Source organism: Oceanicella actignis (assembly GCF_900111545.1).
In the GTDB taxonomy this organism is placed as follows: Bacteria; Pseudomonadota; Alphaproteobacteria; order Rhodobacterales; family Rhodobacteraceae; genus Oceanicella; species Oceanicella actignis.
The window spans coordinates 453272-474014 of sequence record NZ_FOHL01000003.1 but is presented as its reverse complement, the minus strand read 5'-3'; the positions used below and the strand labels follow the sequence as shown (position 1 = coordinate 474014).

Below are 20743 nucleotides of genomic sequence, written 5' to 3'. Positions count from 1 at the left end.
GCCGCCGCGCGGGCTTGCCCCCGGCGCCGCCCGACGCCGGCAGGCCCCGGCGGAATCCGGCGGCCCCGGCAGACTGCGCGGCAAGCCTCGTGGCGACGGCGGTCGGTCCGGCGGCCGCGCAGCTCCACGCAAGGGGCTGCGACCGGGCGCGCGCCGTGGACGGCGAATTTGCGCTGCATCAAGGAATGAAGGACGATCGCGTGCAAGATTGCCCGGGCAACCGATGAGGAAGACCATGGCGCAGGCAACCGCCGCGGAACGCCCGGCAACCGAGCTCCGGCGCGGCCGCATCGTGGCGGCGGCCGGCGCCGTGGTGGACGTCGATTTCGGCGATGCCGGCGCGCCGCCCATCCGCAGCGCGCTCGAGGTCGAGTGGGACGGCCCGCACCGCCTGACGCTCGAGGTGCAGGCGCATCTGGATCCGGCGACGGCGCGCTGCGTCGCCCTGCAGGAAACGGCCGGGCTGCGCCCCGGAACGCCGGTGCGCGACTCCGGCGGGCCGCTGACCGCGCCGACGGGCCGCGCGCTGCTGGGCCGGATGATCGACGTGGCCGGCGACCCGATCGACGGCGGCCCGCCCCTGCCCGCCGATCTGCCGCGCATGCCCATCCACCGCCCGCCGCCGCCATTGGCCGAGCAGGGGGCGACGCGCGAACCCTTCCTGACCGGCATCAAGATCATCGACCTGATGGCGCCGCTTCTGCGCGGGGGAAAGGCGGCGATGTTCGGCGGCGCGGGCGTGGGCAAGACGGTGCTCATCATGGAGCTGATCCGCGCCGCCGCCACGCGCCACGGGGGCATCTCGGTCTTCGCGGGAATCGGCGAGCGCTCGCGCGAGGGGCACGAGCTCTGGCTCGACCTCGGCGCCTCGGGGGTTCTGGCCAACACGGCGCTGGTCTTCGGGCAGATGAACGAACCCCCGGGCGCGCGCTGGCGCGCGGGTCTGACGGCGCTGACCGTGGCCGAGCATTTCCGCGACGTCGAGCGCAGCGACGTGCTGCTCTTGATGGACAACGTCTATCGCTTCGTGCAGGCGGGCGCCGAGGTGTCGGGCCTGCTCGGGCGCCTGCCCAGCCGGGTCGGCTACCAGCCCACCCTCGCCACCGAGATCGCCGAGCTCGAAGAGCGCATCGCCTCGGCGCACGGCGCGGCGGTGACCTCGATCCAGGCGGTCTACGTTCCGGCCGACGACTTCACCGACCCGGCGGTGGCGCAGACCTTCGCGCATCTGGACAGCGCCGTGGTCCTGAGCCGCGAGATGGCCGCGCAGGGGCTCTACCCGGCGGTCGATCCCCTGGCCTCGTCCTCGACGCTGATCGACCCGCGCATCTTTGGCCAGCGCCATTGCCGCATCGCCGAGGGCGTGCGCGAGCTGATGGAGCGGCGGCGCGAGCTGCAGGAGGTGATTTCGCTTCTGGGCATGGAGGAGCTGAGCCCCGAGGACCGCCTCGCCGTGGCGCGCGCGCGGCGCATGGAGCGCTTCCTGACCCAGCCCTTCGCCGTGACCGAGCATTTCACCGGGCGCCCGGGCGCCTCGGCGCCGCTCGAGGCGACCCTGGACGGCGCCGAGGCGATTCTGGCCGGCGAGGCCGACTCGCTGGACGAAGAGGCGCTCTACATGACCGGCACGCTGGACGACGCGCGCACCCGCGCCGCGAGGCGCGGCGGGGCCGGAGAGGGGACCGGAGGGGGGGCCGGAGGGGGGGCCGCGCGATGATGCGCCTGCGCGTCATGACCCCCGTCGCCCAGGTGCTGGATGCGCCCGAGGTGGCCGCGATCCGGGCTGCGGACGCAAGCGGCGCATTCGGCATCCTGCCCGGACACGCCGATTTCGTGACTCTGCTCGAGACCGGCGCGCTCAGCTGGCGCGACCGCGCGGGCCGCGAATCGCATGTGGCGGTGCGGGGCGGGGTCCTGCGCGTCCGCGGCGGCGCGCCGGTCGAGGTGGCCGCCCGCGACGCGCGCTGCGGCGACGATCTGGCGGCGCTCGCGCGCGAGGTCCTGGCCGAATATTCCCGCCGCGACGCGGAGGAGACCCGCGCCCGCGCCGAGGCCGCGCGGCTGCATGTGGCCGCCGCGCGCCGCCTGCGCGAGGTGCTCGAGGCGCGGCGCCGCCCGGCCCCCGTTCCGGCGACGCCCGCCTTCGGCCCCGGCGCGGCGCCGGACGGGCGCGAGGACGACGCGCCATGAGCCCCGCCCGCGCCGACGGCCCCGACCGCCCGCAGGGCAAGGCCGCCGCCGCGGGCGACGGCGCCGGCCCGGCCGCCCGCGACGAGGGCGGGCGCGCGGCGCTGGCCGAGGCGCTTGAGCGCGAGGCGCGCCGGCGCGCGGCCGCCGACGCGCCCGGCGCGTTCTGGCGCGATCTGTCCGTGACGGGCGGGCTGGGGTGGCTGGTGGCCGCGCCGACCCTGGCGGCGGCGGCGCTGGGGCGCTTGCTGGACCTGCGGCTGGGCCAGGGGGGGCCTTCAGCGCCGGAGTGATCATGCCGGGCGCATCGCTAGGCGGCTGGCTGGCGTGGCGGCGCGTGCGCCGGGCCCAGCGCGCCGACCGCGCGCCCGACGCCAGGTCGGACCCCGCGCGCAAGAAGGAGGACGACGCATGACGCCCCCGACGCTTGCTCCTGCGCTTGAGGCGGCGGCGTTCGCGGCGGCCGGCGCGGCGCTTGGCATGGTCTATCTGGCGCTTCTGCGCCGCGCGACCCCCGCCGCCGGCGCGGCCGGCCCCATGCGCGCCGCGGCGCTGGCGCTTGGCCGGCTGACCCTGGCCGGCGCGGCGTTCTGGCTGGCGGCGCAACGGGGCGCGGGGCCGCTTCTGGCGCTGTTCGCCGGCTTCCTGCTGGCGCGGCGCCTGCGCATGCGCGCCGCGCTGCGCGAGCTGGACGCCGGCCCGCGCCCGCCCGCCCATCGCGGCGCGGACCCCGGCGCCCGCGACGCGCCCCAGGACGGGAAACGCCCATGACGACCAATCCCCTGACCCCCGAGATCCTGTTCCACCTCGGCCCGGTTCCCGTCTCGGCGGCGGTGGCGACGACGTGGCTGCTGATGTCGGCGATGACGCTGACCGCGGGCGCCATCATGCGGCGCCCGCGCATCGCGCCGGGCCGCGCGCAAGCCGCGCTCGAGATCGTGGTCGAGGCCATCGCGCGCCAGGCGGAAGAGATCCTGGGCCGCGACCCCTGGCCCTTCATGCCCCTGCTGGGCACGCTCTTCCTGTTCATCGCCAGCGCCAACCTGTCCGCGGCGGTTCCGGGCCTTGCGCCCCCCACCGGCCATCTGGAAACCCCCGCGGCGCTGGCGCTGATCGTGTTCTTCTCGGTGCACTGGCACGGGGTCCGCGCGCGCGGCTGGCGGGCCTATCTGCGGCGCTATGCCGAGCCCACGGCGTTGATGCTGCCGCTGAACCTTCTGGGCGAGATCACGCGCACCTTCTCGCTGATGATCCGCCTGTTCGGCAACATGATGAGCCACGAATTCGTCGTGGCGATCCTGCTGTCGCTGGCGGGCTCTCTGCTGCCGACGCCATTCATGGCGCTGGGCGTGCTGATCGGCCTGGTGCAGGCCTACATCTTCACCGTTCTCGCCGCCGTCTACATCGGCGCCGGTCTTGGCGTCGTCGAAACCTGAAAGGAGCCTCTCTCATGACGATCGAAACGATCTCGGTGATCTGCGCCGCGCTGGCGGTCAGCTTCGGCGCCATCGCCCCCGCGCTGGCCGAAGGGCGCGCCGTGGCCGCGGCGATGGAGGCGATCGCCCGCCAGCCCGAGGCGGCGGGGGTGCTCTCGCGCACATTGTTCGTGGGGCTCGCGATGATCGAGACGATGGCGATCTACTGCCTCGTGGTCGCGCTGCTTCTGCTCTACGCCAACCCTTTCGTCGGCTGACGCATGACCATCGACTGGTGGACGCTGGGGCTGCAGGCCGCGAACTTCCTGGTCCTCGCCTGGGTGTTGACGCGCGTTCTCTACCGCCCGGTGCGACAGGTGATCGCCGAGCGTCAAGCCCGCGTGAACGCCGCGCTCGACGCGGCGCGCGCGCGCGAGGCGGCCGCCGAGGAGGCGCGCCGCCGCCATGAGCGGGCGCTGGCCGAGTTCGAGGAGCGCAAGCGCGCCCTCGCCGCGCAGGCCGAAGCCGAGCTCGAGGCGTTGCGCGCGCAGCGCATCGCCAAGGCCGAGGCCGAAGCCGAGGCCATCCGCGAGGCCGCGCGGCGCGCGGCGCAAGAGACCCGCGCGCGCGCCATCGACGCCGCGCGGGCCGACATCGCCGCCCTGGCCGCCACGCTGGCCGGGCGCGTGCTGCAAAGCTTCGGCGTGGCCTGCGGCGCGGACGACGCGCCCGCGCAGATCGCCGCCTTCGAGCGCGCGCTGGCGCAGATGGAACCTGCCGAGCGCGCCGCGCTGGCCTCGCCCGGGGCGGACGCCGCGCTCGTCACCGCCCGCGCGCTGGACGAGGACGCGCGCGCCGCGTGGCGCGAGGCGCTTGGCCGTCTTGTCGGCGCGCCGCCGCGGCTGACCTTCCGCGTCGATCCCGCGCTGCTCGGCGGCTTCGTCCTGACCATGGGCGGCGCAGAGCTGCGGCTGGCCTGGGCCGATTTCCTGTCCGAAGCCCGCGCGCGCCTTGCAAGGAGCATGGACGATGCGCCCTGACGACCCAGCGGCCGACCCCGACGCCCCCGCCCCGACGCCCGACGCCGCGCTGCGCAGCTGGCTGCGCAAGGCGCGCGCGCAGGCGGCCGAGCTGAGCCCGCGCGCGCGTCTGTCCCATGTGGGGCGGGTTCTGCGGGTCGGAGATGGCGTGGCGCAGGTCGAGAACCTGCCGCGCTGCCGGCTGAATGAAAGGCTGATCTTCGGAAGCGGCGTCGAGGGCGTGGCCCTGACCGTCAGCGAAAGGCTGACGGGGATTGCGCTTCTGGGCCCCGACGCGGGGGTGCGCGCGGGCGACGCGGTGCGCGCCTCGGGCGACATCGTGCGCGTGCCCGTGGGCGAAGCGCTTCTGGGCCGCGTGATCGATCCTCTGGGCCGCCCGCTGGATGGCGGGCCCGCCCTGCGCGCCGCCGCCTCGCTGCCCGTCGAGCGCCCCGCGCCCCGCATCATGGATCGCGCGCCGGTCACGCAGCCGCTGCTCACGGGGCTGACGGTCATCGACGCGATGATCCCCCTCGGCCGCGGCCAGCGCGAGCTGATCATCGGCGACCGCAAGACGGGCAAGACCTCGATCGCGGTCGACACGATCATCAATCAATCGGGCCTCGACCGATCGGGCATCGACCGGTCGGGCGCCGGGCAAGCGGGCTCGGGCGTGATCTGCGTCTATTGCGCCATCGGGCAGAAGGCGTCCTCGACCGCGCGGGTGATCGACGCGGTGCGCCGCCACGGCGACCCCGGCAACTGCATCTTCGTGTTCGCGCCGCCCGAAGCGGCGCCCGGGCTGCAGTGGATCGCGCCCTATGCAGCATGCGCCATGGCCGAACACTTTCGCGACAACGGCCGCGATGCGCTGGTGGTGTTCGACGACCTGACGCGGCACGCGATCGTGTATCGGGAATTGTCGCTGCTGCTGCGCAGGCCGCCCGGCCGCGAGGCCTATCCCGGAGACGTCTTTCATCTGCATGCCCGCCTGCTCGAACGGGCGGCGCGGCTGTCGCCGGCGCTGGGGGGCGGCTCGCTCACGGCGCTGCCCATCGCCGAGACGCAGGCCGGAAACCTGACCGCCTACATCCCCACCAATCTCGTCTCGATCACGGACGGACAGATCTATCTCGAGCCGACGCTGTTCAACGAGGGCCAGAAACCGGCCGTCAACGTGGGGCTGAGCGTCAGCCGCGTGGGCGGCAAGACGCAGGCGCCCGCGCTGCGATCGGTGGCCGAGCGGCTCAAGCTGGAATACGCGCAGTATCTGGAGCTGGAGTCCTTCTCGCGCTTCGGCGCGGTGAGCGACGAGCGCGCCGCCGCGCGCCTGCGCCATGGCCGCCGCATCCGCGCGATCCTGCGGCAGGAAGAGCTGGCCCCCCTGCCCCTGCCCGCCCAGGCGGCGCTGCTGCTGGCGGCCGACGAAGGGCTGTTCGACCCGGTCCCCGAAGAGCGGGTTCCGCGGCTGGCGGCGGCGCTGCGGCGCGAACTGCCCCGGGCCGCGCCGGCGGCCTGGGCGCGCATTGCGCGCGAGCAGACCCTTGAGCCCGCCGATCGCGCGACCCTGCTCGATGCCGCGCGCGCGCTGATCGCGCAGGATGCGGCGGCAAGCCGGGATGCGGGCGCGTGAGCGACAAGCTGCCCCATATCCGCGGGCGAATCGCCGCGCTGCGCAGCTTTCACGAGATCGTCCGGGCGCTGCAATCGCTGGCCGCGGCCCAGTCGCGCGCCGCCGCCCCGGCGCTCGAGGCCGCGCGCGCCCACCTCGCGGCGACGCGCCAGGCGCTGGCGGCCTTCGCGCCCGGCCTGCTTGCCGATCTTGCGCCCGGCGCCGCCGAAGACGCGCCGCTAGCGCCCGCCTTCGGGCCGCAAAGCGCGCGCGCCGACGCGCCGGAGACCGGGCCGGCGGCCGCGCCGCGCGCGACGCTGCTGGTCATGGGCTCGGAACATGGCTTCGTCGGCGCGATGAACGCCCGCCTCGCCGCGCGCGCCGTCAGGGCGCTGGCGCCCGGCGAGGCGCTCGAGGTCGTCGGCGCGCGTCTTGCGCGGACCCTTGCGCAGGAAAGCGGACGCGCGCCGGACGCCGTGCTGCCCATGCCGGCGCGGATCGCCTCGGCCCCCGAACTGGCCGCGCGTCTGGCGGCGCGCCTGGCGCGCGCGCCTTCGCTGCGCCTGATCCACGCGCCATGCGGGCGCGGCGGGCCGCAAGCGCCCGTCCTGACGCGCCTGGCGCCGCACCGCCTCGATCCGGCCGCCGCGCGGCCCCCGTCGGGGCTGGACGCCCCGCTCGCCCAGCTTGCGCCGGACGCGCTTGCGGCCGGCCTGGCCGACGAGCTGCTCTTCTCGCGCATCGCCGCCGCGCTGGTCGAAACCATGGCCGCCGAGAACGCCGCGCGCCTTGAGGTCATGCGCGCCGCCGACCGCAACATCCGCGAGAAGCTTGCCGAGCTGACGCGCCAGTCGCTCATCCTGCGTCAGGACGAGATCACCGAGGAAATGATGGATGTCCTGACCGGCGCCGAGGCTTTGCGCCAGGCCGAGGAAGATCCCCTCTGAGCGCCGCCCATGGGGCCGCCCTTCGCGCCTGCGCACGGCGCCGGCGGGGCGCGCAAGAGCCCGCGCCCGGCCATCGCCCCGCGCGCCATGCCGCCCCGCGCCGTCCGGCGGCGCCGCCGCCCGCCGCGCCGGCCGGGCGCGGGCGCCGCCGCGCTCAGGCGACGGCGCGCGACAGGGCGCACTGGCTCCAGAGCGCGTGCAGCGCCTGCGCCAGATGCTCGATGTCGGCGTCGGTGTGGTAGGGCGAGGGCGTGAAGCGCAGCCGCTCGGTGCCCTTGGGCACGGTGGGGTAGTTGATGGGCTGGACGTAGATGCCGTAATCCTCGAGCAGGATGTCCGAGATCATCTTGCACTTGACCGGATCGCCCACCATCACGGGCACGATGTGGCTGGGGTTGTCCATGTGCGGGATGCCCAGCTGATCGAGCCGCCGGCGCAGCTTGCGCACGGCCTCCTGATGGGCCTTGCGCTCGACGTCGCTGGTCTTGAGATGGCGGATCGAAGCGCAGGCGCCGGCCGCCACCGCCGGCGGCAGCGAGGTGGTGAAGATGAAGCCCGAGGCGAAGCTGCGCACGAAGTCGCACAGCGCCGCCGAGGCGGCGATGTAGCCGCCCATCACGCCGAAGGCCTTGCCCAGCGTGCCCTCGATCACGGTCAGGCGGTGCATCAGCCCCTCGCGCTCGGCCACGCCGCCGCCGCGCGGGCCGTAAAGCCCGACGGCGTGCACCTCGTCGAGATAGGTCATGGCGCCGTAGCGCTCGGCCACGTCGCAGATCTCCTTGATCGGGGCGATGTCGCCATCCATCGAGTAGACGGATTCGAAGGCCACGATCTTGGGCGCGTCGGGGTCCAGATCGGCCAGCTTGCGCTCCAGATCCTCGACGTCGTTGTGCTTCCAGATGCGCTTTTGCGCGCGCGAATGGCGGATGCCCTCGATCATCGAGGCGTGGTTGAGCGCGTCGGACAGCACCACGCAGCCCGGCAGGCGCGCGGCCAGCGTGCCCAGCGCCGCCCAGTTCGACACGTAGCCCGAGGTGAACAGAAGCGCCGCCTCCTTGCCGTGCAGATCCGCCAGCTCGCGCTCCAGCTCGACGTGATGCACGTTGGTGCCCGAGATGTTGCGCGTGCCGCCCGCCCCCGCGCCGCAGCGGTCGATGGCGTCCTTCATCGCCTGGCGCACCTTGGGATGCTGCCCCATGCCCAGATAGTCGTTCGAGCACCAGACCACCACTTCCTGCTCGCGCCCGTCGGCGCGGCGGCGCGCGCGCGGAAAGGCGCCGGCCTCGCGCTCGAGATTGGCGAAGATGCGGTAGTTCCCCTCGCGGCGCAGCGAATCCAGCTCGCTCTGGAAGAAAGCTTCGTAATCCATCAGGTCCTCCGGCTGACCGCGCGGGGCGCGGCGCGTGGGTCGCAGGCGGCTGTATCGCCCGAATGGTTGCGTGGCTGCATTGACTTCGATCAAGTTACCCCCCACGCGCGGGCGGGGCAATGCGGCCTTTGCCGCAGGGGGCGGCGTTAAGATTGGTTCATCTTGATCATTCGCCGTTCACATCCGATATTCCTCTCATCGTCCGCGTTCGAAGACCATGCGTCGTGATTTCCGCCCGCGTTCCGCAATCGGGGAACGCGCGAAACGTCGATAACCAGGAACCGCCATGTTCAGGACCGCTCTTCTTTCGCTTGCCGCGGCAAGCCTCGTCTCGGCCGCCCAGCCCGCGGGCGCGGCGGTGATCGATTTCATCGACCATATCGACAACGTCGCCGGCGAAGCCGCCGTGGGCGCGCCGAACGGCCATGCCAACCCCGTCGTCATCGGCGGCGTGAGCATGGTGCTGGGCGGAACCGCCGGGGGCGATCCGGCCTATGCCTATTTCGACCGCGGCGGCGCGGGCGTGGGCGTTTGCAAGACCGTGACCGCGAGCGCGCAGTGCAGCCCCTCGAGCGACGACAACGTGACGACGGGCGAGATCCTGAGCGTCGCCTTCCTCGAAAATCTCGAGATCACGGGGCTGTCCTTCCGCAACTCGGTCCACCGGCCGGTCTTCTCGGGCAGCGTGGACATCTCGTGGGACGGCGGCGACAACTACAGCAGATACGCCCTGGCCGGAGATCTGCCGGTTTCCGCGCGCGTGTCGGCCTTCACCGACATCCTGCTGCGCTATGTGGATGACGAGTTCTATCTGAGCGCCATCAGCTTCGAGCGCACGCCCTCGGGCGCCTCGGCCGTGCCGCTGCCCGGCGCGGGCCTCTTGATGGGCGCGGGTCTGCTGGCGCTGGGCGCCGCCGCGCGCCGCCGCCGCGCCCGGGCCTGAGCCGCGGCGCGCGGCCAGAGGGGCCGCGCCCGCCGCCCCGCGCCCCGGAAGCGAGCACGTCCGGGGCGCGCGCCGCCTCATTCCAGCGAGCCTTCGCCGTCGCCCTCGGGGGTCACGTCCAGCACCGCCGCGCGCATGGTGATGGTCGGCTCGCCCGGCTTGCAGTCCTTCATGCAGGGCTCGTCGAACACGAAGGTTTCGGTCTGCAGGCGGTCGTCATCCTTGAAGTTCGGCTCGTTGGGCAGCCGGACCGACAGGAAGTTCTCGCGCGAGAGCACGAAATCCTCGTCCACCAGGTCGTTGAGGTAAAGCAGGTAGGCGGTGATGGCGTAGACCTCGTCATGCGACAGCGACTGCGCCGCGCCGAAGGGCATGGCCCGGTGCACATAGTCATACACCGTCGACAGATAGGGCCAGTAGGAGCCGATCGTCTTGATCGGCCGGTCCGCGGTCAGCGTGCCCTGACCGCCCGCCAGAACGGGCCAACGGCCGACCGCCTCGCCGAAATCGCCATGGCAGACGGCGCAGTTGTCGGAATAGAGCTCTTCGCCCTCGGCCACGCCGCCCCGCCCCTCGGGCAGGCCGACGCCGTCGGGGCGCACGTCGATGTCCCAGGCGGCGATCTCGTCGGGCGTCGCCGGGCGGCCCAGCCCCAGCGGGCCGGCCGATGCGGGGGCCGCCTGCAGGCCCGCGGCAAGGGCCAGGATCAGGCCAAGCTCAGGAAACCTCGACATTTTCCGCCTCTCCGTTCTCGTTCACATACCAGGTCTGGATGCCGTTGTTGTGGTAGATCGAGTTCACGCCCCGCACCGAGCGCAGCGCGTCCTTGGTGGGCTGGACGTAGCCGGTGCTGTCGATGGCGCGGCTTTGCAGGTAAAGCGGCCGGCCGTCCCAGTCGAACTCGTGATAGAAGCGGTGGATCGACTTGTCGAAGCTGGGGCCGTCGAGCCGCGCCGGAAGCCAGTTGCGCCCGCCGTCGAGCGAGACGTCCACGCGCCGGATCGTGCCGCGCCCCGACCAGGCGATGCCGGTGATGACGGTTCGGCCCTTGCCATGCGTGATCGGGGCCTGCGGGCTGGGGCTGGTGATGACCGATTTGGCGTCCATCTCCCAGGTGAAGCGGCGCGCGGTCCCGTCGGGCAGAAGGTCGGTGTATTTCGAGGTCTCTTCGCGGTGGTGCCAGGGCTTGTCGCCGATCTCGAGCCGGCGCAGCCACTTGACCCACATGTTGCCCTCCCAGCCGGGCACGACCAGCCGCGCGGGATAGCCCTGTTCGGGGCGCAGCGCCTCGCCGTTCATCTTGAAGGCGACCATGCAGTCGTCCAGCGCCTTCTCGATCGGGATCGAGCGCGTCATCGCCGCCGCGTCGGCCCCTTCGGCCAGCATCCACTTGCCCGCCGGCTTGAGGCCGCATTCCTCGAGGATCGTGCGCAGCGGCACGCCCGTATACATGACGTTGTGGATCATGCCATGGGTGAACTGCACGCCGTTGAGCTGGGCGCCGCGCCACTCCATGCCCGAATTGGCCGCGCATTCCAGGAAATAGACCTTGTTCACGCGCGGGAACCGCTTGAGGTCCTCGAGGGTGAAGACCAGCGGCGTCTCGACCAGCCCGTGGATCATCAGCCGCCACTGCGCCGGGTCCACCTGCGCCACGCCGCCGTGGTGGCGCTCGAAGCACAGGCCGTTGGGGGTGATGATGCCGTCCAGCTCGTGCAGCGGCGTGAAGTTGACCGAGCTGACCGGATCGGCCGTCAGCCAGGGCACGTTGCGGCGCACCACATGCGCCTCGTATTCGCTGGGCATGCCGTAGGGGTTGGCGTCCACCCCCTCGCCCAGGGTCGTCGTCCAGTCCGGCAGCTCGAGGATCGCCGGATCGCCCGCCGCCCGCGCCGCGCCCACCGCCGCCAGCGCGCCGCCGGCGGCGAGGCTTCCGGTCAGGAAGGCGCGCCGCGACGCCTTGGGCTGCCTGCTCTCGTCGCTCATCTTCATCCTCCGATGGTCGTGGGAACCCTGGGGTTCGCTCCGATCTCGCATTCTCTTATTCGACTTTACGCATATCAACGCCGCGACGCGGCCCCGCGCGCCGCACCCCTCAGCGGCCCGCCACGCGCACCGTGGCGTTGGGGTCGATGCGCACCACGCCCTTGCGCTTGACGAAGCTCTCGACCACGTCCCAGATCGCGGGGCCTTCCGTGCCCTCGTTCACCGAAGCCCAGCCCGCCACCACATAGCTGCGCTGCGGGTCGATCGGGCTGCCGTCGCGCAACAGCGTCATGGACGAGATGCGCCGCCCCATCGGCGCGTTCGGGTCGATGGCGTAGCCCATGCCGCCCACGCGCACCATGTCGCCGCCCTGCTGATAGTAGGGGTCGGGGTTGAACAGGTTGTCGGCCACGTCCTCGAGCACGGCCTTGAGCTGCTCGCCCGTCATCTCGGTGCGGTAGGCGGCCGGATAGGTCATGGCCGTGGCGTTGAACAGGTCCTCGCGGGTGATCGGCTCGCCGGGCAGCAGGCTGGGCCCCCAGCGGAAGCCGGGCGACAGGGCGATGTCGGCCTCGCGCTCTTCGATGAGGGCGTTGCAGATCAGATCGTCCCACGAGCCGTTGAAGTTGCCGCGCCGGTAGAGCAGGCTTTCGGTCGTGCCCAGCACCTCTTCGAGCTGCGCCTTGAAGGGCGCGCGCTCGGCCTCGATCAGCGCCGCCACCTCGGGGTCGGGCGCGATGACGTCCGAGAAGACGGGGATCAGCTTGTGCCGCCAGCCGCGCAGGGCGCCGTCGCGCACGTCCAGATCCAGCCGCGCCACGAACTTGCCGTTCGAGCCCGAGGCCAGCAGCAGCGTCTTGCCGACGACGAGCGGCTCGGGCAGCGCGTCATGGGTGTGGCCGGTCAGGATCACGTCGATGCCGGGCACGCGCGCGGCCATCTTGCGGTCCACGTCGAAGCCGTTGTGCGAGAGCAGCACCACCAGATCGGCGCCTTCCTCTTCGCGCACCTGGGCGACGACCTCGCGCATGCGCTCCTCGCGCACGCCGAAGCTCAGATTGGGGAACATCCAGCGCGGATTGGCCACCGGCAGGTAGGGAAAGGCCTGGCCGATGACCGCGATGCGCACGCCGCCGCGCTCGAAGATCCTGTAGGGCTCGTAGGCGGGCTCTTCCCACTCGGCGTCGAAGATGTTGGCGCCGAGGAAGGGGAAGTCCAGCGTCTCGACGATCTCGTTGACGCGATCGACGCCGTAGGTGAATTCCCAATGCGAGGTCATGGCGTCGGGGCGCAGGGCGTTCATGACGTTGACCATGTCCTGCCCGCGCGTGGCGTTGGCGGTGTAGCTGCCCTGCCAGGTGTCGCCCCCGTCCAGAAGCAGCGCGTCGGGCCGGTCGGCGCGGATGGCGTTGACGACCGTGGCCACGCGGTCAAGCCCGCCCATGCGCCCGTAGCTGCGCGCCAGGGCGACGAAATCGAGATAGGTGAAGGCGTAGGCCTCGGGCGTGCCGGGCCTGAAGCCGAACAGCTGCAGGAAGTCGGCGCCCGTGACGTGCGGCGGCTGGCCCGCGGCCTCGCCGACGCCGATGTTGATTTCGGGCTCGCGGAACCAGATCGGCTTGAGCTGCGCGTGGATGTCGGTGACGTGGATGAGCGTCACGTTCCCGGTGGTCTCGAACTCCAGCAGCTGATCCTGGGTCAGGGACTGCGCGGCCATCAGCCGCCCCCACCCTCCTGCGGCCGAGCCGCCGACGATGGCGGACGCCGCCGCGGCGGCCTGGAGGAAATCCCGGCGGGAAATCATGCGTCGCTCTCCTGTGATGAGGTCTTCTTCGCGCCCCTGGCGAAGGGGCGAGGGCGCGCCGCGCGCAAAGGCGCGGCGCGCGCCGGTCAGTTGCGCACGGCCGGAGTCTCGATGCCCAGCCCCTCGCCGCGGACGGCCAGATAGGCCTCGAGCGCGACGAACTCGTCCGAGCCGCGCTTGAAGGGTTCGGCGCGGATGTTCTCCATGCAGCCCTTGAAGCGGCGATGCAGCGAGCCCAGCCCCTGCCACTTGAAGCGGTAGGTCGGAAAGCCGTTGATATGCCCCTGGCTCAGATGGTCGGCGCGGATCATCTTGCCGTAATTGTCCTCGTGGCAGTTCGAGCAGGCCAGATCCAACTGGCCGAAGCGCGTGTAGTAGAGCTCCTTTCCCTTCTCGATCCACTCGGCCATGGGGCCGTCCTTCTGGATCTTCATCGGGTAGCCGCGCGCCTGCTTGCCGACCAGCGCGGTCATGGCCAGCATCTCGCGCGATTCCCACTTCCAGGGCTCGGCCTTCATGTTCTCGGTGCGGCAGGCGTTGATCTGGTTCTCGAGCGTGAAGGGGCGGCCGGCCTTCTCGTTCCACTTGGGATAGCCGGCGCGCACGCCCTTCATGCTTTCCTCGACGTCGCCATGGCACGAGGCGCAGGACTTGCCCGCCTCGCCATCGACCGCGTCCCACAGCGACTGGCCGTAATCGACCGCGACCATGGCCGGGTTCTCGAAGTCGTCGGCCTCGAGCGCCTGGGTCTCGTCGCTGCGAAAGCGCCAGCCGGACACGATCTCGGGCAGCGGGTGGCCCGGCGGCGCCGGCACCTTGGTCGCGATCTTGACGCCGTCGATCACCAGCTCGTCATCGTCGTAATCGGCCAGGGCGGCGCCGGCGCCCATCGCCGCGATCACGCCCAGGGCCGCCGCCCTCTTGATGATGCGTGCCGTCATGTCGGTGTTCCTCCCCGTATGTGCCGCCCCTTTGGCGGGGCGTTCTTCGGCCCGGCCCCGCGCACGGGGCCGGCGCGCGTCAGGCGATGGCGATCTTGCTCGAGGTCTCGTAGACCGAGCCGTCGTCGTCGGTCCAGGCGAAGCGCAGCTCGCCCGGGCCGGGCACCTTCATCTCGAAGCGGATGTAGGGGTTGGCCGAGACCGCCGGATGCAGATCGGCGCTGACGACCTCTTCGCCCTCGAAGGTGGCGACGAACTTGTTGATGATCTTGCGCGGAATGCGCTCGCCGGTCTTGCTGTCCTTGCGCTGGCCCGATTCCATCGGGTGGCTGATGAGCGTCTTGATCTCGATGATCTCGCCGACGGCGGCCTTCTTGGGCGCCTTCACGCGGGGTTTGATCTTGGCCATGAGTGTTCTCCTGATCCCTGGGTCAGCCGCCGCAGCCGCCGATGGTCACCTTCACCGTGCGCGCGGCGCGCCCGAAGCTGCCGTCGGCGAATTTCGCCACCGCGATCACGTCCTGCGTGCCGGCCAGGCGGATGCGGGTCGAGGCGGCGGGAACGGCCAGCTTGCCGAAATGGAAGGTCGCGACGTCGGGATTGGGGTTGCCCGCCGCCAGGATGAGGATCGCCTCGGCGCCCTCGGCCGCGACCGAGATCGGCACCGTGTTGCCGTTCTCGGCGATCTCGGGGGCCTCGACCTCGACGCCGCCCTCCTTGACCGGCGCGCCTCCGGCGAAGGCGGCGATGGCCGCCTCGACGTCGGCGTGCTCGGCGGCCCGAAGCGCCCCCGCGGGCAGGGCCGCAAGCGCGGCCCCTGCGGCCGCCAGCTGCAGCGCGTCGCGTCGGTTGAGTTTCATGCGGTGTTCCTCCTGATGGTGCTGCGGAGCGGCGCCGGGCGCCGGGTCCGCGTCATTCTTCCTTGAGCGTGAGCAGATAGGCGACCACGTCCTCGACCTGCTGGGCGGTGAGGATGGGCTTGCCCGCGAATTTCTTGAGCGGCCGGTTGAAGCCGCTGTCCTTGTAGAAGGCGGGCATGATCGTGCCCTCGAAGGTCTTCTTCGAGTTGACCAGGATGCCGCGCAGCTCGGCCTCGCTCCAGCGATCGGCCACGCCGTCGAGCGGGGGGCCGATCTCGCCGTGGAAGGGCTCGTCGGCCATGTCGGAATTGGCGTGGCAGGCCAGGCAGTTGCCCAGCTTGCGGTCGATGAACACGGCCCTGCCGCGGGCCGGATCGCCGGGCGCGTCGGTCAGGCGCTGCGGCACGGCCGAGCCGTCGAAGCGCACCTCGGCGGGCGCGGTTTCGGCCGCCCAGGCGCCGCCGGCCAACGCCGCCGTCAGAGCAGCCGCGGTCAGAATTCGCGGTGCAGCCATTGCTGTTCCTCCCCCTTCGTCTTTCTCGTTCCGGCGCCGGGCCTGCCGCCGGGCCGCCCATGGGTTGCCCAAGGGTTGTGTGTGAAACTAAACGGGCCGGGACGAGCGGGCAAACATTAAATTCAAGAAATCGAATTTTTCGATTCGCCCGCCGCGTCGCGCTGCGGCGCAACATCATTGCGCCGCGCGCCCGGCTACTGGCCCTTGCGCCGCGCCTCGATCATCCGGGCGTGGTAGCGCTGGAAGGGCTCGTCGCCCTCGTAGCCCTTGTCGAGCACCCATTGATACATGTCGCGCGTCGTGCCCTTGCCGAAGGCGCCGGGCATGGTGGCCACGGCGGCCTGCGCGGCGTTGCGGCCGTCCTCGGGCGGGGTATCGGGCATGAACAGCGCCGTCGGCGTGAACAGCACGCCCCAGCGGCGCACGGCCTCCTTCTCGGTCAGCGTCGCGCCGTCAAGGTCGGTCACCTCCTCGTCGCCGAACATGTTGATCTGCACGACCATGAAGTTGCGGGCGATGAAGTCCGCGATCTCGGGGTCCGAGTAGACCTCCTCGTGCATCTTCTTGCAGTAGATGCAGCCGCGCTGCTCGATGAACAGCACAAGGCGCTTGCCCTGCTCGCGCGCGGTCTGGATGTCCTCGCGCAGGTCCTTGAAGGTGTATGAGAACCAGGGCTGCTTGTGCAGGCCGTCCTCGCCGATCTCGACCGCGCGGGCGGCGCCGGCCGCGGCCAGGGCCGCCAGCGCCAGGGCGGCCGCGCGCAGGGTTTTCCATCGCAGCATCGTCGTCTCTCCTCTTCAGCGCAGCGTCCCGATGTCGGGCGCCACGTCCAGCATCCACTGGGCGATGCGGTTCACGCTGCCCGTCGCGATGAGCGCGGCGAACAGCACCAGCGCCGCGCCCATGACCTTTTCGACCAGGCCCAGATGGCGGCGAAAGCGCGCCGCCCAGCGCATGAACGGCCCCGCGAAGGCCGCCGCCAGGACGAAGGGCAGCGTCATGCCCGCCGCATAGGCCGCCAGAAGCGCCGCGCCGCGGGCGGCCGTCTCGGTTCCGGCCGCCGCGAACAGGATGGCCGCCAGCACCGGCCCCACGCAAGGCGTCCAGCCGAAGGCGAAGGCGAGGCCCGCGACATAGGCGCCGAGCGGCCCCAGCGCCCTTGTCTCGGTCTCGATCCGCGCCTGGCGAAAGAGCAGCGCGATGCGGAACACGCCCAGAAAGTGCAGCCCCATCAGCAGGATCACGCCCGCCGCCGCCCAGCGCAGGACGTCGAACCATTCGCGCAGCGCCTGTCCGAAGCTCGAGGCCGCCGCGCCCATGCCCACGAAGATCGTCGCCACCCCCAGCGCGAAAAGCAGCGCCGCGGTCACCGCCCGCCGGCGCGCGCCCGGGCGCGGCCGCCCCTCGGCGCCCAGCTCGGCCACCGACAGCCCCGCCATGTAGGCCAGATAGAAGGGAACGATCGGCAGAATGCACGGCGACAGGAAGGACAAGAGCCCCGCCCCCGCCGCGCTCCACAAGCCTATGTCGAAATCCATGCGCATCCTCCCCGGCGCGTCCTTTGCGCCACGTTACATTTTCATATATGTTTTTGTCGATATTTGCGTCCGCCACCCCACCCACCGCCCCACCGACGGAGAAGGCATGCCCCGATTCACGCGCCTCCTGATCCTTGCGGCCCTGTGCGCGCTGGGCGCCGCCGCCGCGCCCCGCGCCGCCGAGCTGGTGATGATCGAAGAGCCCGGCTGCGGCTGGTGCGAGCGCTGGAACGCCGAGATCGGCGGCATCTACGACCGCACCGACGAGGGCCGCCGCGCCCCGCTGCGCCGCGTCGAGGCGCATGCGCAGGATGCGCTCGGGCTGACGCGGCGCGCGCCCTTCACCCCGACCTTCATCCTCATGGATGAGGGGCGCGAGATCGGCCGCATCGAGGGCTATCCCGGCCCGGACTTCTTCTGGCCGCTGCTGGGCAGGCTGCTCGACCGGCTGCCGGCCCGGGCGCCCGCCCCGAGCCAACCCGGCGCGGAGGCCCCCGCCAGCTGACCGCGCGCCACGCCGCCGGGCCTCGCGCCGGCCCTTGCGACGCGCCCGGACGCCGCCCGTCGCAGGCCCGCGCCCGCGGCGCCGCGCCATGCCCGGCGCGCCGCGCCCAAGGCGCCTTGTCGCCAAGCCCGCGCCGGGCAGTTGCGCCCGGCCCCGCGAAAGGCATGATCGGAACGAGGCGCGGGGCCCAAGCCCGCATCCGATCGCACGAGGTCAGGCATGGCTTTCATCTCCGAACCCGAACTTGCCGCGCTTGCGGGGCTGGCGGGAGGCGCCGCGCTTGGACTTGCGGCGCGGCTGGGGCGGTTCTGCACGCTGGGCGCGGTCGAGGATGCGATGCTCGGCGGCGACTGGACGCGGGCGCGCATGTGGGCGCTGGCGCTGGCGACGGCGATCGGGCTGACGCAGCTGGCCGCGGCGCTCGGGCTGTTTTCGCCGGCCGATTCGATCTATCTGCGCCAGGCATGGAACCCGGCCGCGACGATCCTGGGCGGCCTGGCCTTCGGCTACGGCATGGCGCTGGCCGGAGGCTGCGGCTACGGCGCGCTGGCGCGGCTGGGCGGGGGCGATCTGCGCGCGCTGGTCATCGTGCTGGTGATGGGCGTGTCGGCCTACATGACCATCGGCGGGCCGCTGGGCTGGCTGCGCGAGGCGCTGTTCCCACCGCGCTTTCTCGAGCAGGGCGAGACGCCGCCCACCCTGTCGGCGCTGATCGGGGCGCAGGACGGAACGCTGGCCGCCGCGCTGACGGCGGCGCTGGCGCTGGCCGCCTTCGCGCCGGGCGGTCTGGCGCGAAGGCCCGCCCAGGCGGCGTGGGCGGCGACGGCCGGCGCGGCGGTGGCCGCGGGCTGGGTCTGCACCGGGCTTCTGGCCGCGCGCGCCTTCGAGCCCATCCAGGTCGAGAGCCATACCTTCGCCGCGCCGCTGGGCGAGACGCTGCTTTACCTGATGACCGCCACCGGCGCGGCGCCCAGCTTCGGGGTCGGCTCGGTGGCGGGGGTGACGCTGGGCGCGCTGGCGGGCAGCCTCGTGCGCGGGCAATTCCGCTGGGAGGCCTGCGACGACGCCGCAGAGCTTGGCCGCCAGATGCTGGGCGCCTTCCTCATGGGCGCGGGGGGCGTGACGGCGCTGGGCTGCTCGGTCGGCCAGGGGCTGTCGGCCTTCTCGACGCTGGCGACGAGCGCGCCCGCGGCGACGCTGGCCATGGCCGCCGGCGCGGCGCTGGGGCTGCGGCAGCTTGTGCGCGGGTTCCACGGAATCTGACGCCATGGGCATGACGTCATGGCGCAATAGACATGGCGCGCGGGCGGTCGCGCCGGTAACTTCATGTCCCAGCCTCGCCGCGGCTCGCAGCCGCCCGGGGCCGGCGCGCGGGCCGTGGGCCGCCTCATGATCCGGGCGCGCGCAGGCCGCGCCGCCGGGCGGGCGCGACGCCGCGCCATCGACAAGAAGCACGACCGCAACAGGGAGCCGACGCCATGAAACTGATCCGCATCGCCGCCGCCGCGCTGGGCGCGTTGGGCGCGCTGTCGGGCGCCGCGCAGGCGCAGGAATACGTCTTCAAGCTGCATCATTTCCTGTCGGCCAAGGCGCCGGCGCATGCCAGGATGCTCGAACCCTGGGCGCGCCGCGTCGAGGCCAATTCCGGCGGCAAGGTCAAGATCGAGATCTACCCCGCCATGTCGCTGGGCGGAAAGCCGCCCGAGCTGATCCAGCAGGTGCGCGACGGCGTCGTGGATCTGGTCTGGACCGTGAACGGATACACCCCCGGCGCCTTTCCGCGCACCGAGGCGTTCGAGCTGCCGGGCGTGTTCCTCAACGACCCCGCGGCGGCGAACGTGGCCATGCGGCGCATGTTCGACGACGAGCTGTCCAAGGACTACGACGGCGTCGAGGTGATGTTCCTGCACGTCCACGCCGGCCAGGGCATCCACATGGTCGACAAGCTGGTGCGCAAGCCCGAGGACTTCGCCGGGCTCAAGCTGCGAATCCCCACCCGCACCGGCGCCTGGGCGATCGAGGCGCTGGGCGCCGCGCCCGTGGCCATGCCCGTGCCCGAGCTGCCCCAGGCGCTGAGCAAGAAGGTGGTGGACGGCGCGCTGATCCCGTGGGAGATCATCGCCCCCCTGCGCCTTCAGCAGCAGACCCGCTACCAGATCGAGGGTCATGACCAGACGCGCATCGGCACCACCACCTTCCAGGTCTCGATGAACAAGGCGCGCTGGGACTCGCTGCCCGACGACGTCAAGAAGGCCTTCCGCGACGCCTCGGACGAGGACTGGCTGCGCGAGGTCGGCCGCATCTGGCGCGCCAGCGACGACGCGGGCATCGCGCTGGCGGTCTCGGCGGGCAACGAGCATGTGGTCCTCACGCCCGAAGAGACCGACGCGCTGCTGGCCGCGCTCGAGCCCGTGCAGCGGCGCTGGATCGAAGAGGTCTCGGCCCGCGGCATCGACGGCGCGGCGCTGATCGCGCGCGCCCGCGCGCTGATGGCGCAGAACGCGAGCCGCTGAGCCGATGACGCGCGAGAATGCGCGGCCCGCCGCCGGCGACATGGCCGGCGGCGCGGCGCGCGGCCCCCACGACGCCCCCGACCACGCCCCCGACGACGCCCCCGGCCCGTTCGAGCGGGCGCTGGCCCGCGCGGCCGAGCTGTGGGCGCTGGGCGGGGGCGCGCTGTTGTGCGCGGTGGTTCTGATGAATGTGTGGTCGGTGGTCGCCTCGGCGGTGGCGGGGGCGCCCTTTCCGGGCGATTTCGAGCTGACCGAGATGGGCGTGTGCGTGGCGGTCTTCGCCTTCCTGCCCCATTGCCAGATGAGCGGGGCGAACGTGACGGCCGACATCTTCACCATGGGCGCCTCGCGGCGTTGGCTGGCGGCGTTCTCGCTGGCGGGCAGCCTGGCGGCGCTGTGCTTCTCGGCGCTGCTGCTGTGGCGCATGTGGTTCGGCATGACCGACCAGATGACCTACGGATACACCACGGCGATCCTGCAGATCCCGCACTGGCAGGCCTTCGCGCTGATCCTGCCCTCGCTGGCGCTGCTGGCGGCGGCTTCGGCCGCGACTCTGGCGCGGGATCTGCGCGCGCTGCTGCGGAGCTGAA

At 72.2% G+C, this 20743-nt stretch carries 24 protein-coding genes; 14 read left to right on the top strand and 10 right to left on the bottom strand.

Annotated elements, in window-relative coordinates; genetic code table 11:
* Window positions 1-235 precede the first annotated feature (235 nt).
* The 9 genes from atpD to BMW67_RS07370 all read left to right on the top strand — a co-directional run bounded on the left by atpD (window position 236) and on the right by BMW67_RS07370 (window position 7180).
* A complete protein-coding gene (gene atpD / locus BMW67_RS07410; protein WP_072746555.1) occupies window positions 236-1717 on the top strand; it encodes a F0F1 ATP synthase subunit beta in 1482 nt (493 codons plus the stop codon).
* Window positions 1714-2190, top strand: coding sequence for a F0F1 ATP synthase subunit epsilon (locus BMW67_RS07405; RefSeq protein ID WP_218139761.1), 477 nt, complete (start codon window positions 1714-1716; stop codon window positions 2188-2190). The genes atpD and BMW67_RS07405 overlap by 4 nt, the downstream gene beginning before the upstream one ends.
* Window positions 2187-2480 (top strand): hypothetical protein, encoded by a 294-nt coding sequence (locus BMW67_RS07400; RefSeq protein ID WP_072746183.1) that lies wholly within the window; start codon window positions 2187-2189, stop codon window positions 2478-2480. The genes BMW67_RS07405 and BMW67_RS07400 overlap by 4 nt, the downstream gene beginning before the upstream one ends.
* Before the next feature lie 118 nt (window positions 2481-2598).
* Window positions 2599-2958, top strand: a complete 360-nt coding sequence (locus tag BMW67_RS07395; protein WP_072746184.1) for an N-ATPase subunit AtpR — start codon at window positions 2599-2601, stop codon at window positions 2956-2958.
* Entirely contained in the window at window positions 2955-3623 is a 669-nt protein-coding gene (gene atpB / locus BMW67_RS07390) for a F0F1 ATP synthase subunit A (RefSeq protein WP_072746185.1), read from the top strand. Before BMW67_RS07395 ends, atpB begins: the two co-directional genes overlap by 4 nt.
* Window positions 3624-3637: 14 nt before the next feature.
* Window positions 3638-3880 carry a F0F1 ATP synthase subunit C gene (locus BMW67_RS07385; RefSeq protein WP_072746186.1) on the top strand — a complete coding sequence of 81 codons (243 nt, stop codon included), beginning with the start codon at window positions 3638-3640 and terminating at the stop codon, window positions 3878-3880.
* Between the two features lie 3 nt (window positions 3881-3883).
* Window positions 3884-4642, top strand: coding sequence for a F0F1 ATP synthase subunit delta (locus tag BMW67_RS07380; RefSeq protein ID WP_072746187.1), 759 nt, complete (start codon window positions 3884-3886; stop codon window positions 4640-4642).
* On the top strand, window positions 4632-6254 hold the full coding sequence (locus BMW67_RS07375; RefSeq protein WP_072746188.1) for a F0F1 ATP synthase subunit alpha: 1623 nt from the start codon (window positions 4632-4634) through the stop codon (window positions 6252-6254). The genes BMW67_RS07380 and BMW67_RS07375 overlap by 11 nt, the downstream gene beginning before the upstream one ends.
* Window positions 6251-7180, top strand: a complete 930-nt coding sequence (locus tag BMW67_RS07370; RefSeq protein ID WP_072746189.1) for a F0F1 ATP synthase subunit gamma — start codon at window positions 6251-6253, stop codon at window positions 7178-7180. Before BMW67_RS07375 ends, BMW67_RS07370 begins: the two co-directional genes overlap by 4 nt.
* A gap of 154 nt (window positions 7181-7334) precedes the next feature.
* Here BMW67_RS07370 and hemA read toward each other — a convergent pair whose 3' ends face one another.
* Window positions 7335-8549, bottom strand: a complete 1215-nt coding sequence (hemA, locus tag BMW67_RS07365) for a 5-aminolevulinate synthase (RefSeq protein ID WP_072746190.1) — start codon at window positions 8547-8549, stop codon at window positions 7335-7337.
* Window positions 8550-8835: 286 nt separating this feature from the next.
* Between hemA and BMW67_RS07360 the strand changes: the two genes are divergently transcribed.
* A complete protein-coding gene (locus tag BMW67_RS07360; protein ID WP_072746191.1) occupies window positions 8836-9492 on the top strand; it encodes a hypothetical protein in 657 nt (218 codons plus the stop codon).
* 77 nt (window positions 9493-9569) lie between these two features.
* On the opposite strand, the gene BMW67_RS07355 is transcribed toward BMW67_RS07360, so the two are convergent.
* The 9 genes from BMW67_RS07355 to BMW67_RS07315 all read right to left on the bottom strand — a co-directional run bounded on the left by BMW67_RS07355 (window position 9570) and on the right by BMW67_RS07315 (window position 17135).
* Complete coding sequence (locus BMW67_RS07355) at window positions 9570-10226, bottom strand: c-type cytochrome (protein WP_072746192.1); 657 nt, start codon at window positions 10224-10226, stop codon at window positions 9570-9572.
* A complete protein-coding gene (soxC, locus tag BMW67_RS07350; protein WP_072746193.1) occupies window positions 10210-11478 on the bottom strand; it encodes a sulfite dehydrogenase in 1269 nt (422 codons plus the stop codon). The genes BMW67_RS07355 and soxC overlap by 17 nt, the downstream gene beginning before the upstream one ends.
* Window positions 11479-11587: 109 nt before the next feature.
* Window positions 11588-13282: a thiosulfohydrolase SoxB gene (soxB, locus tag BMW67_RS07345; protein WP_072746194.1), complete on the bottom strand. Its 1695-nt coding sequence runs from the start codon at window positions 13280-13282 to the stop codon at window positions 11588-11590.
* An 86-nt stretch (window positions 13283-13368) separates the two neighbouring features.
* Window positions 13369-14223: a sulfur oxidation c-type cytochrome SoxA gene (gene soxA / locus BMW67_RS07340; RefSeq protein WP_083581126.1), complete on the bottom strand. Its 855-nt coding sequence runs from the start codon at window positions 14221-14223 to the stop codon at window positions 13369-13371.
* A gap of 79 nt (window positions 14224-14302) precedes the next feature.
* Window positions 14303-14632 (bottom strand): thiosulfate oxidation carrier complex protein SoxZ, encoded by a 330-nt coding sequence (gene soxZ / locus BMW67_RS07335; protein ID WP_072746195.1) that lies wholly within the window; start codon window positions 14630-14632, stop codon window positions 14303-14305.
* 22 nt (window positions 14633-14654) lie between these two features.
* Window positions 14655-15083 carry a thiosulfate oxidation carrier protein SoxY gene (soxY, locus tag BMW67_RS07330; protein WP_072746196.1) on the bottom strand — a complete coding sequence of 143 codons (429 nt, stop codon included), beginning with the start codon at window positions 15081-15083 and terminating at the stop codon, window positions 14655-14657.
* Between the two features lie 52 nt (window positions 15084-15135).
* A complete protein-coding gene (soxX, locus tag BMW67_RS07325) occupies window positions 15136-15597 on the bottom strand; it encodes a sulfur oxidation c-type cytochrome SoxX (protein ID WP_072746197.1) in 462 nt (153 codons plus the stop codon).
* A gap of 194 nt (window positions 15598-15791) precedes the next feature.
* Window positions 15792-16379 carry a thioredoxin family protein gene (locus BMW67_RS07320; protein WP_072746198.1) on the bottom strand — a complete coding sequence of 196 codons (588 nt, stop codon included), beginning with the start codon at window positions 16377-16379 and terminating at the stop codon, window positions 15792-15794.
* A 15-nt stretch (window positions 16380-16394) separates the two neighbouring features.
* Window positions 16395-17135 (bottom strand): cytochrome c biogenesis CcdA family protein, encoded by a 741-nt coding sequence (locus tag BMW67_RS07315; RefSeq protein ID WP_072746558.1) that lies wholly within the window; start codon window positions 17133-17135, stop codon window positions 16395-16397.
* Between the two features lie 106 nt (window positions 17136-17241).
* On the opposite strand from BMW67_RS07315, the gene BMW67_RS07310 reads away from it, so the two are divergent.
* From BMW67_RS07310 to BMW67_RS07295, 4 genes are all read left to right on the top strand, one after another.
* Window positions 17242-17640: a thioredoxin domain-containing protein gene (locus tag BMW67_RS07310; protein ID WP_072746199.1), complete on the top strand. Its 399-nt coding sequence runs from the start codon at window positions 17242-17244 to the stop codon at window positions 17638-17640.
* A 219-nt stretch (window positions 17641-17859) separates the two neighbouring features.
* Window positions 17860-18903, top strand: coding sequence for a YeeE/YedE family protein (locus BMW67_RS07305; protein WP_177174489.1), 1044 nt, complete (start codon window positions 17860-17862; stop codon window positions 18901-18903).
* Between the two features lie 215 nt (window positions 18904-19118).
* A complete protein-coding gene (locus tag BMW67_RS07300) occupies window positions 19119-20153 on the top strand; it encodes a TRAP transporter substrate-binding protein (RefSeq protein ID WP_072746200.1) in 1035 nt (344 codons plus the stop codon).
* A gap of 4 nt (window positions 20154-20157) precedes the next feature.
* Window positions 20158-20742 carry a TRAP transporter small permease gene (locus BMW67_RS07295; protein WP_245728479.1) on the top strand — a complete coding sequence of 195 codons (585 nt, stop codon included), beginning with the start codon at window positions 20158-20160 and terminating at the stop codon, window positions 20740-20742.
* Window position 20743 lies beyond the last annotated feature (1 nt).

Coding starts and splice junctions, on each gene's coding strand:
- atpD (WP_072746555.1), top strand. CDS start 236: ATGGCGCAGGCAACCGCCGCGGAACGCCCGGCAACCGAGCTCCGGCGC.
- BMW67_RS07405 (WP_218139761.1), top strand. CDS start 1,714: ATGATGCGCCTGCGCGTCATGACCCCCGTCGCCCAGGTGCTGGATGCG.
- BMW67_RS07400 (WP_072746183.1), top strand. CDS start 2,187: ATGAGCCCCGCCCGCGCCGACGGCCCCGACCGCCCGCAGGGCAAGGCC.
- BMW67_RS07395 (WP_072746184.1), top strand. CDS start 2,599: ATGACGCCCCCGACGCTTGCTCCTGCGCTTGAGGCGGCGGCGTTCGCG.
- atpB (WP_072746185.1), top strand. CDS start 2,955: ATGACGACCAATCCCCTGACCCCCGAGATCCTGTTCCACCTCGGCCCG.
- BMW67_RS07385 (WP_072746186.1), top strand. CDS start 3,638: ATGACGATCGAAACGATCTCGGTGATCTGCGCCGCGCTGGCGGTCAGC.
- BMW67_RS07380 (WP_072746187.1), top strand. CDS start 3,884: ATGACCATCGACTGGTGGACGCTGGGGCTGCAGGCCGCGAACTTCCTG.
- BMW67_RS07375 (WP_072746188.1), top strand. CDS start 4,632: ATGCGCCCTGACGACCCAGCGGCCGACCCCGACGCCCCCGCCCCGACG.
- hemA (WP_072746190.1), bottom strand. CDS start 8,549: ATGGATTACGAAGCTTTCTTCCAGAGCGAGCTGGATTCGCTGCGCCGC.
- BMW67_RS07360 (WP_072746191.1), top strand. CDS start 8,836: ATGTTCAGGACCGCTCTTCTTTCGCTTGCCGCGGCAAGCCTCGTCTCG.
- BMW67_RS07355 (WP_072746192.1), bottom strand. CDS start 10,226: ATGTCGAGGTTTCCTGAGCTTGGCCTGATCCTGGCCCTTGCCGCGGGC.
- soxC (WP_072746193.1), bottom strand. CDS start 11,478: ATGAGCGACGAGAGCAGGCAGCCCAAGGCGTCGCGGCGCGCCTTCCTG.
- soxB (WP_072746194.1), bottom strand. CDS start 13,282: ATGATTTCCCGCCGGGATTTCCTCCAGGCCGCCGCGGCGGCGTCCGCC.
- soxA (WP_083581126.1), bottom strand. CDS start 14,223: ATGACGGCACGCATCATCAAGAGGGCGGCGGCCCTGGGCGTGATCGCG.
- soxZ (WP_072746195.1), bottom strand. CDS start 14,632: ATGGCCAAGATCAAACCCCGCGTGAAGGCGCCCAAGAAGGCCGCCGTC.
- soxY (WP_072746196.1), bottom strand. CDS start 15,083: ATGAAACTCAACCGACGCGACGCGCTGCAGCTGGCGGCCGCAGGGGCC.
- soxX (WP_072746197.1), bottom strand. CDS start 15,597: ATGGCTGCACCGCGAATTCTGACCGCGGCTGCTCTGACGGCGGCGTTG.
- BMW67_RS07320 (WP_072746198.1), bottom strand. CDS start 16,379: ATGCTGCGATGGAAAACCCTGCGCGCGGCCGCCCTGGCGCTGGCGGCC.
- BMW67_RS07315 (WP_072746558.1), bottom strand. CDS start 17,135: ATGGATTTCGACATAGGCTTGTGGAGCGCGGCGGGGGCGGGGCTCTTG.
- BMW67_RS07310 (WP_072746199.1), top strand. CDS start 17,242: ATGCCCCGATTCACGCGCCTCCTGATCCTTGCGGCCCTGTGCGCGCTG.
- BMW67_RS07305 (WP_177174489.1), top strand. CDS start 17,860: ATGGCTTTCATCTCCGAACCCGAACTTGCCGCGCTTGCGGGGCTGGCG.
- BMW67_RS07300 (WP_072746200.1), top strand. CDS start 19,119: ATGAAACTGATCCGCATCGCCGCCGCCGCGCTGGGCGCGTTGGGCGCG.
- BMW67_RS07295 (WP_245728479.1), top strand. CDS start 20,158: ATGACGCGCGAGAATGCGCGGCCCGCCGCCGGCGACATGGCCGGCGGC.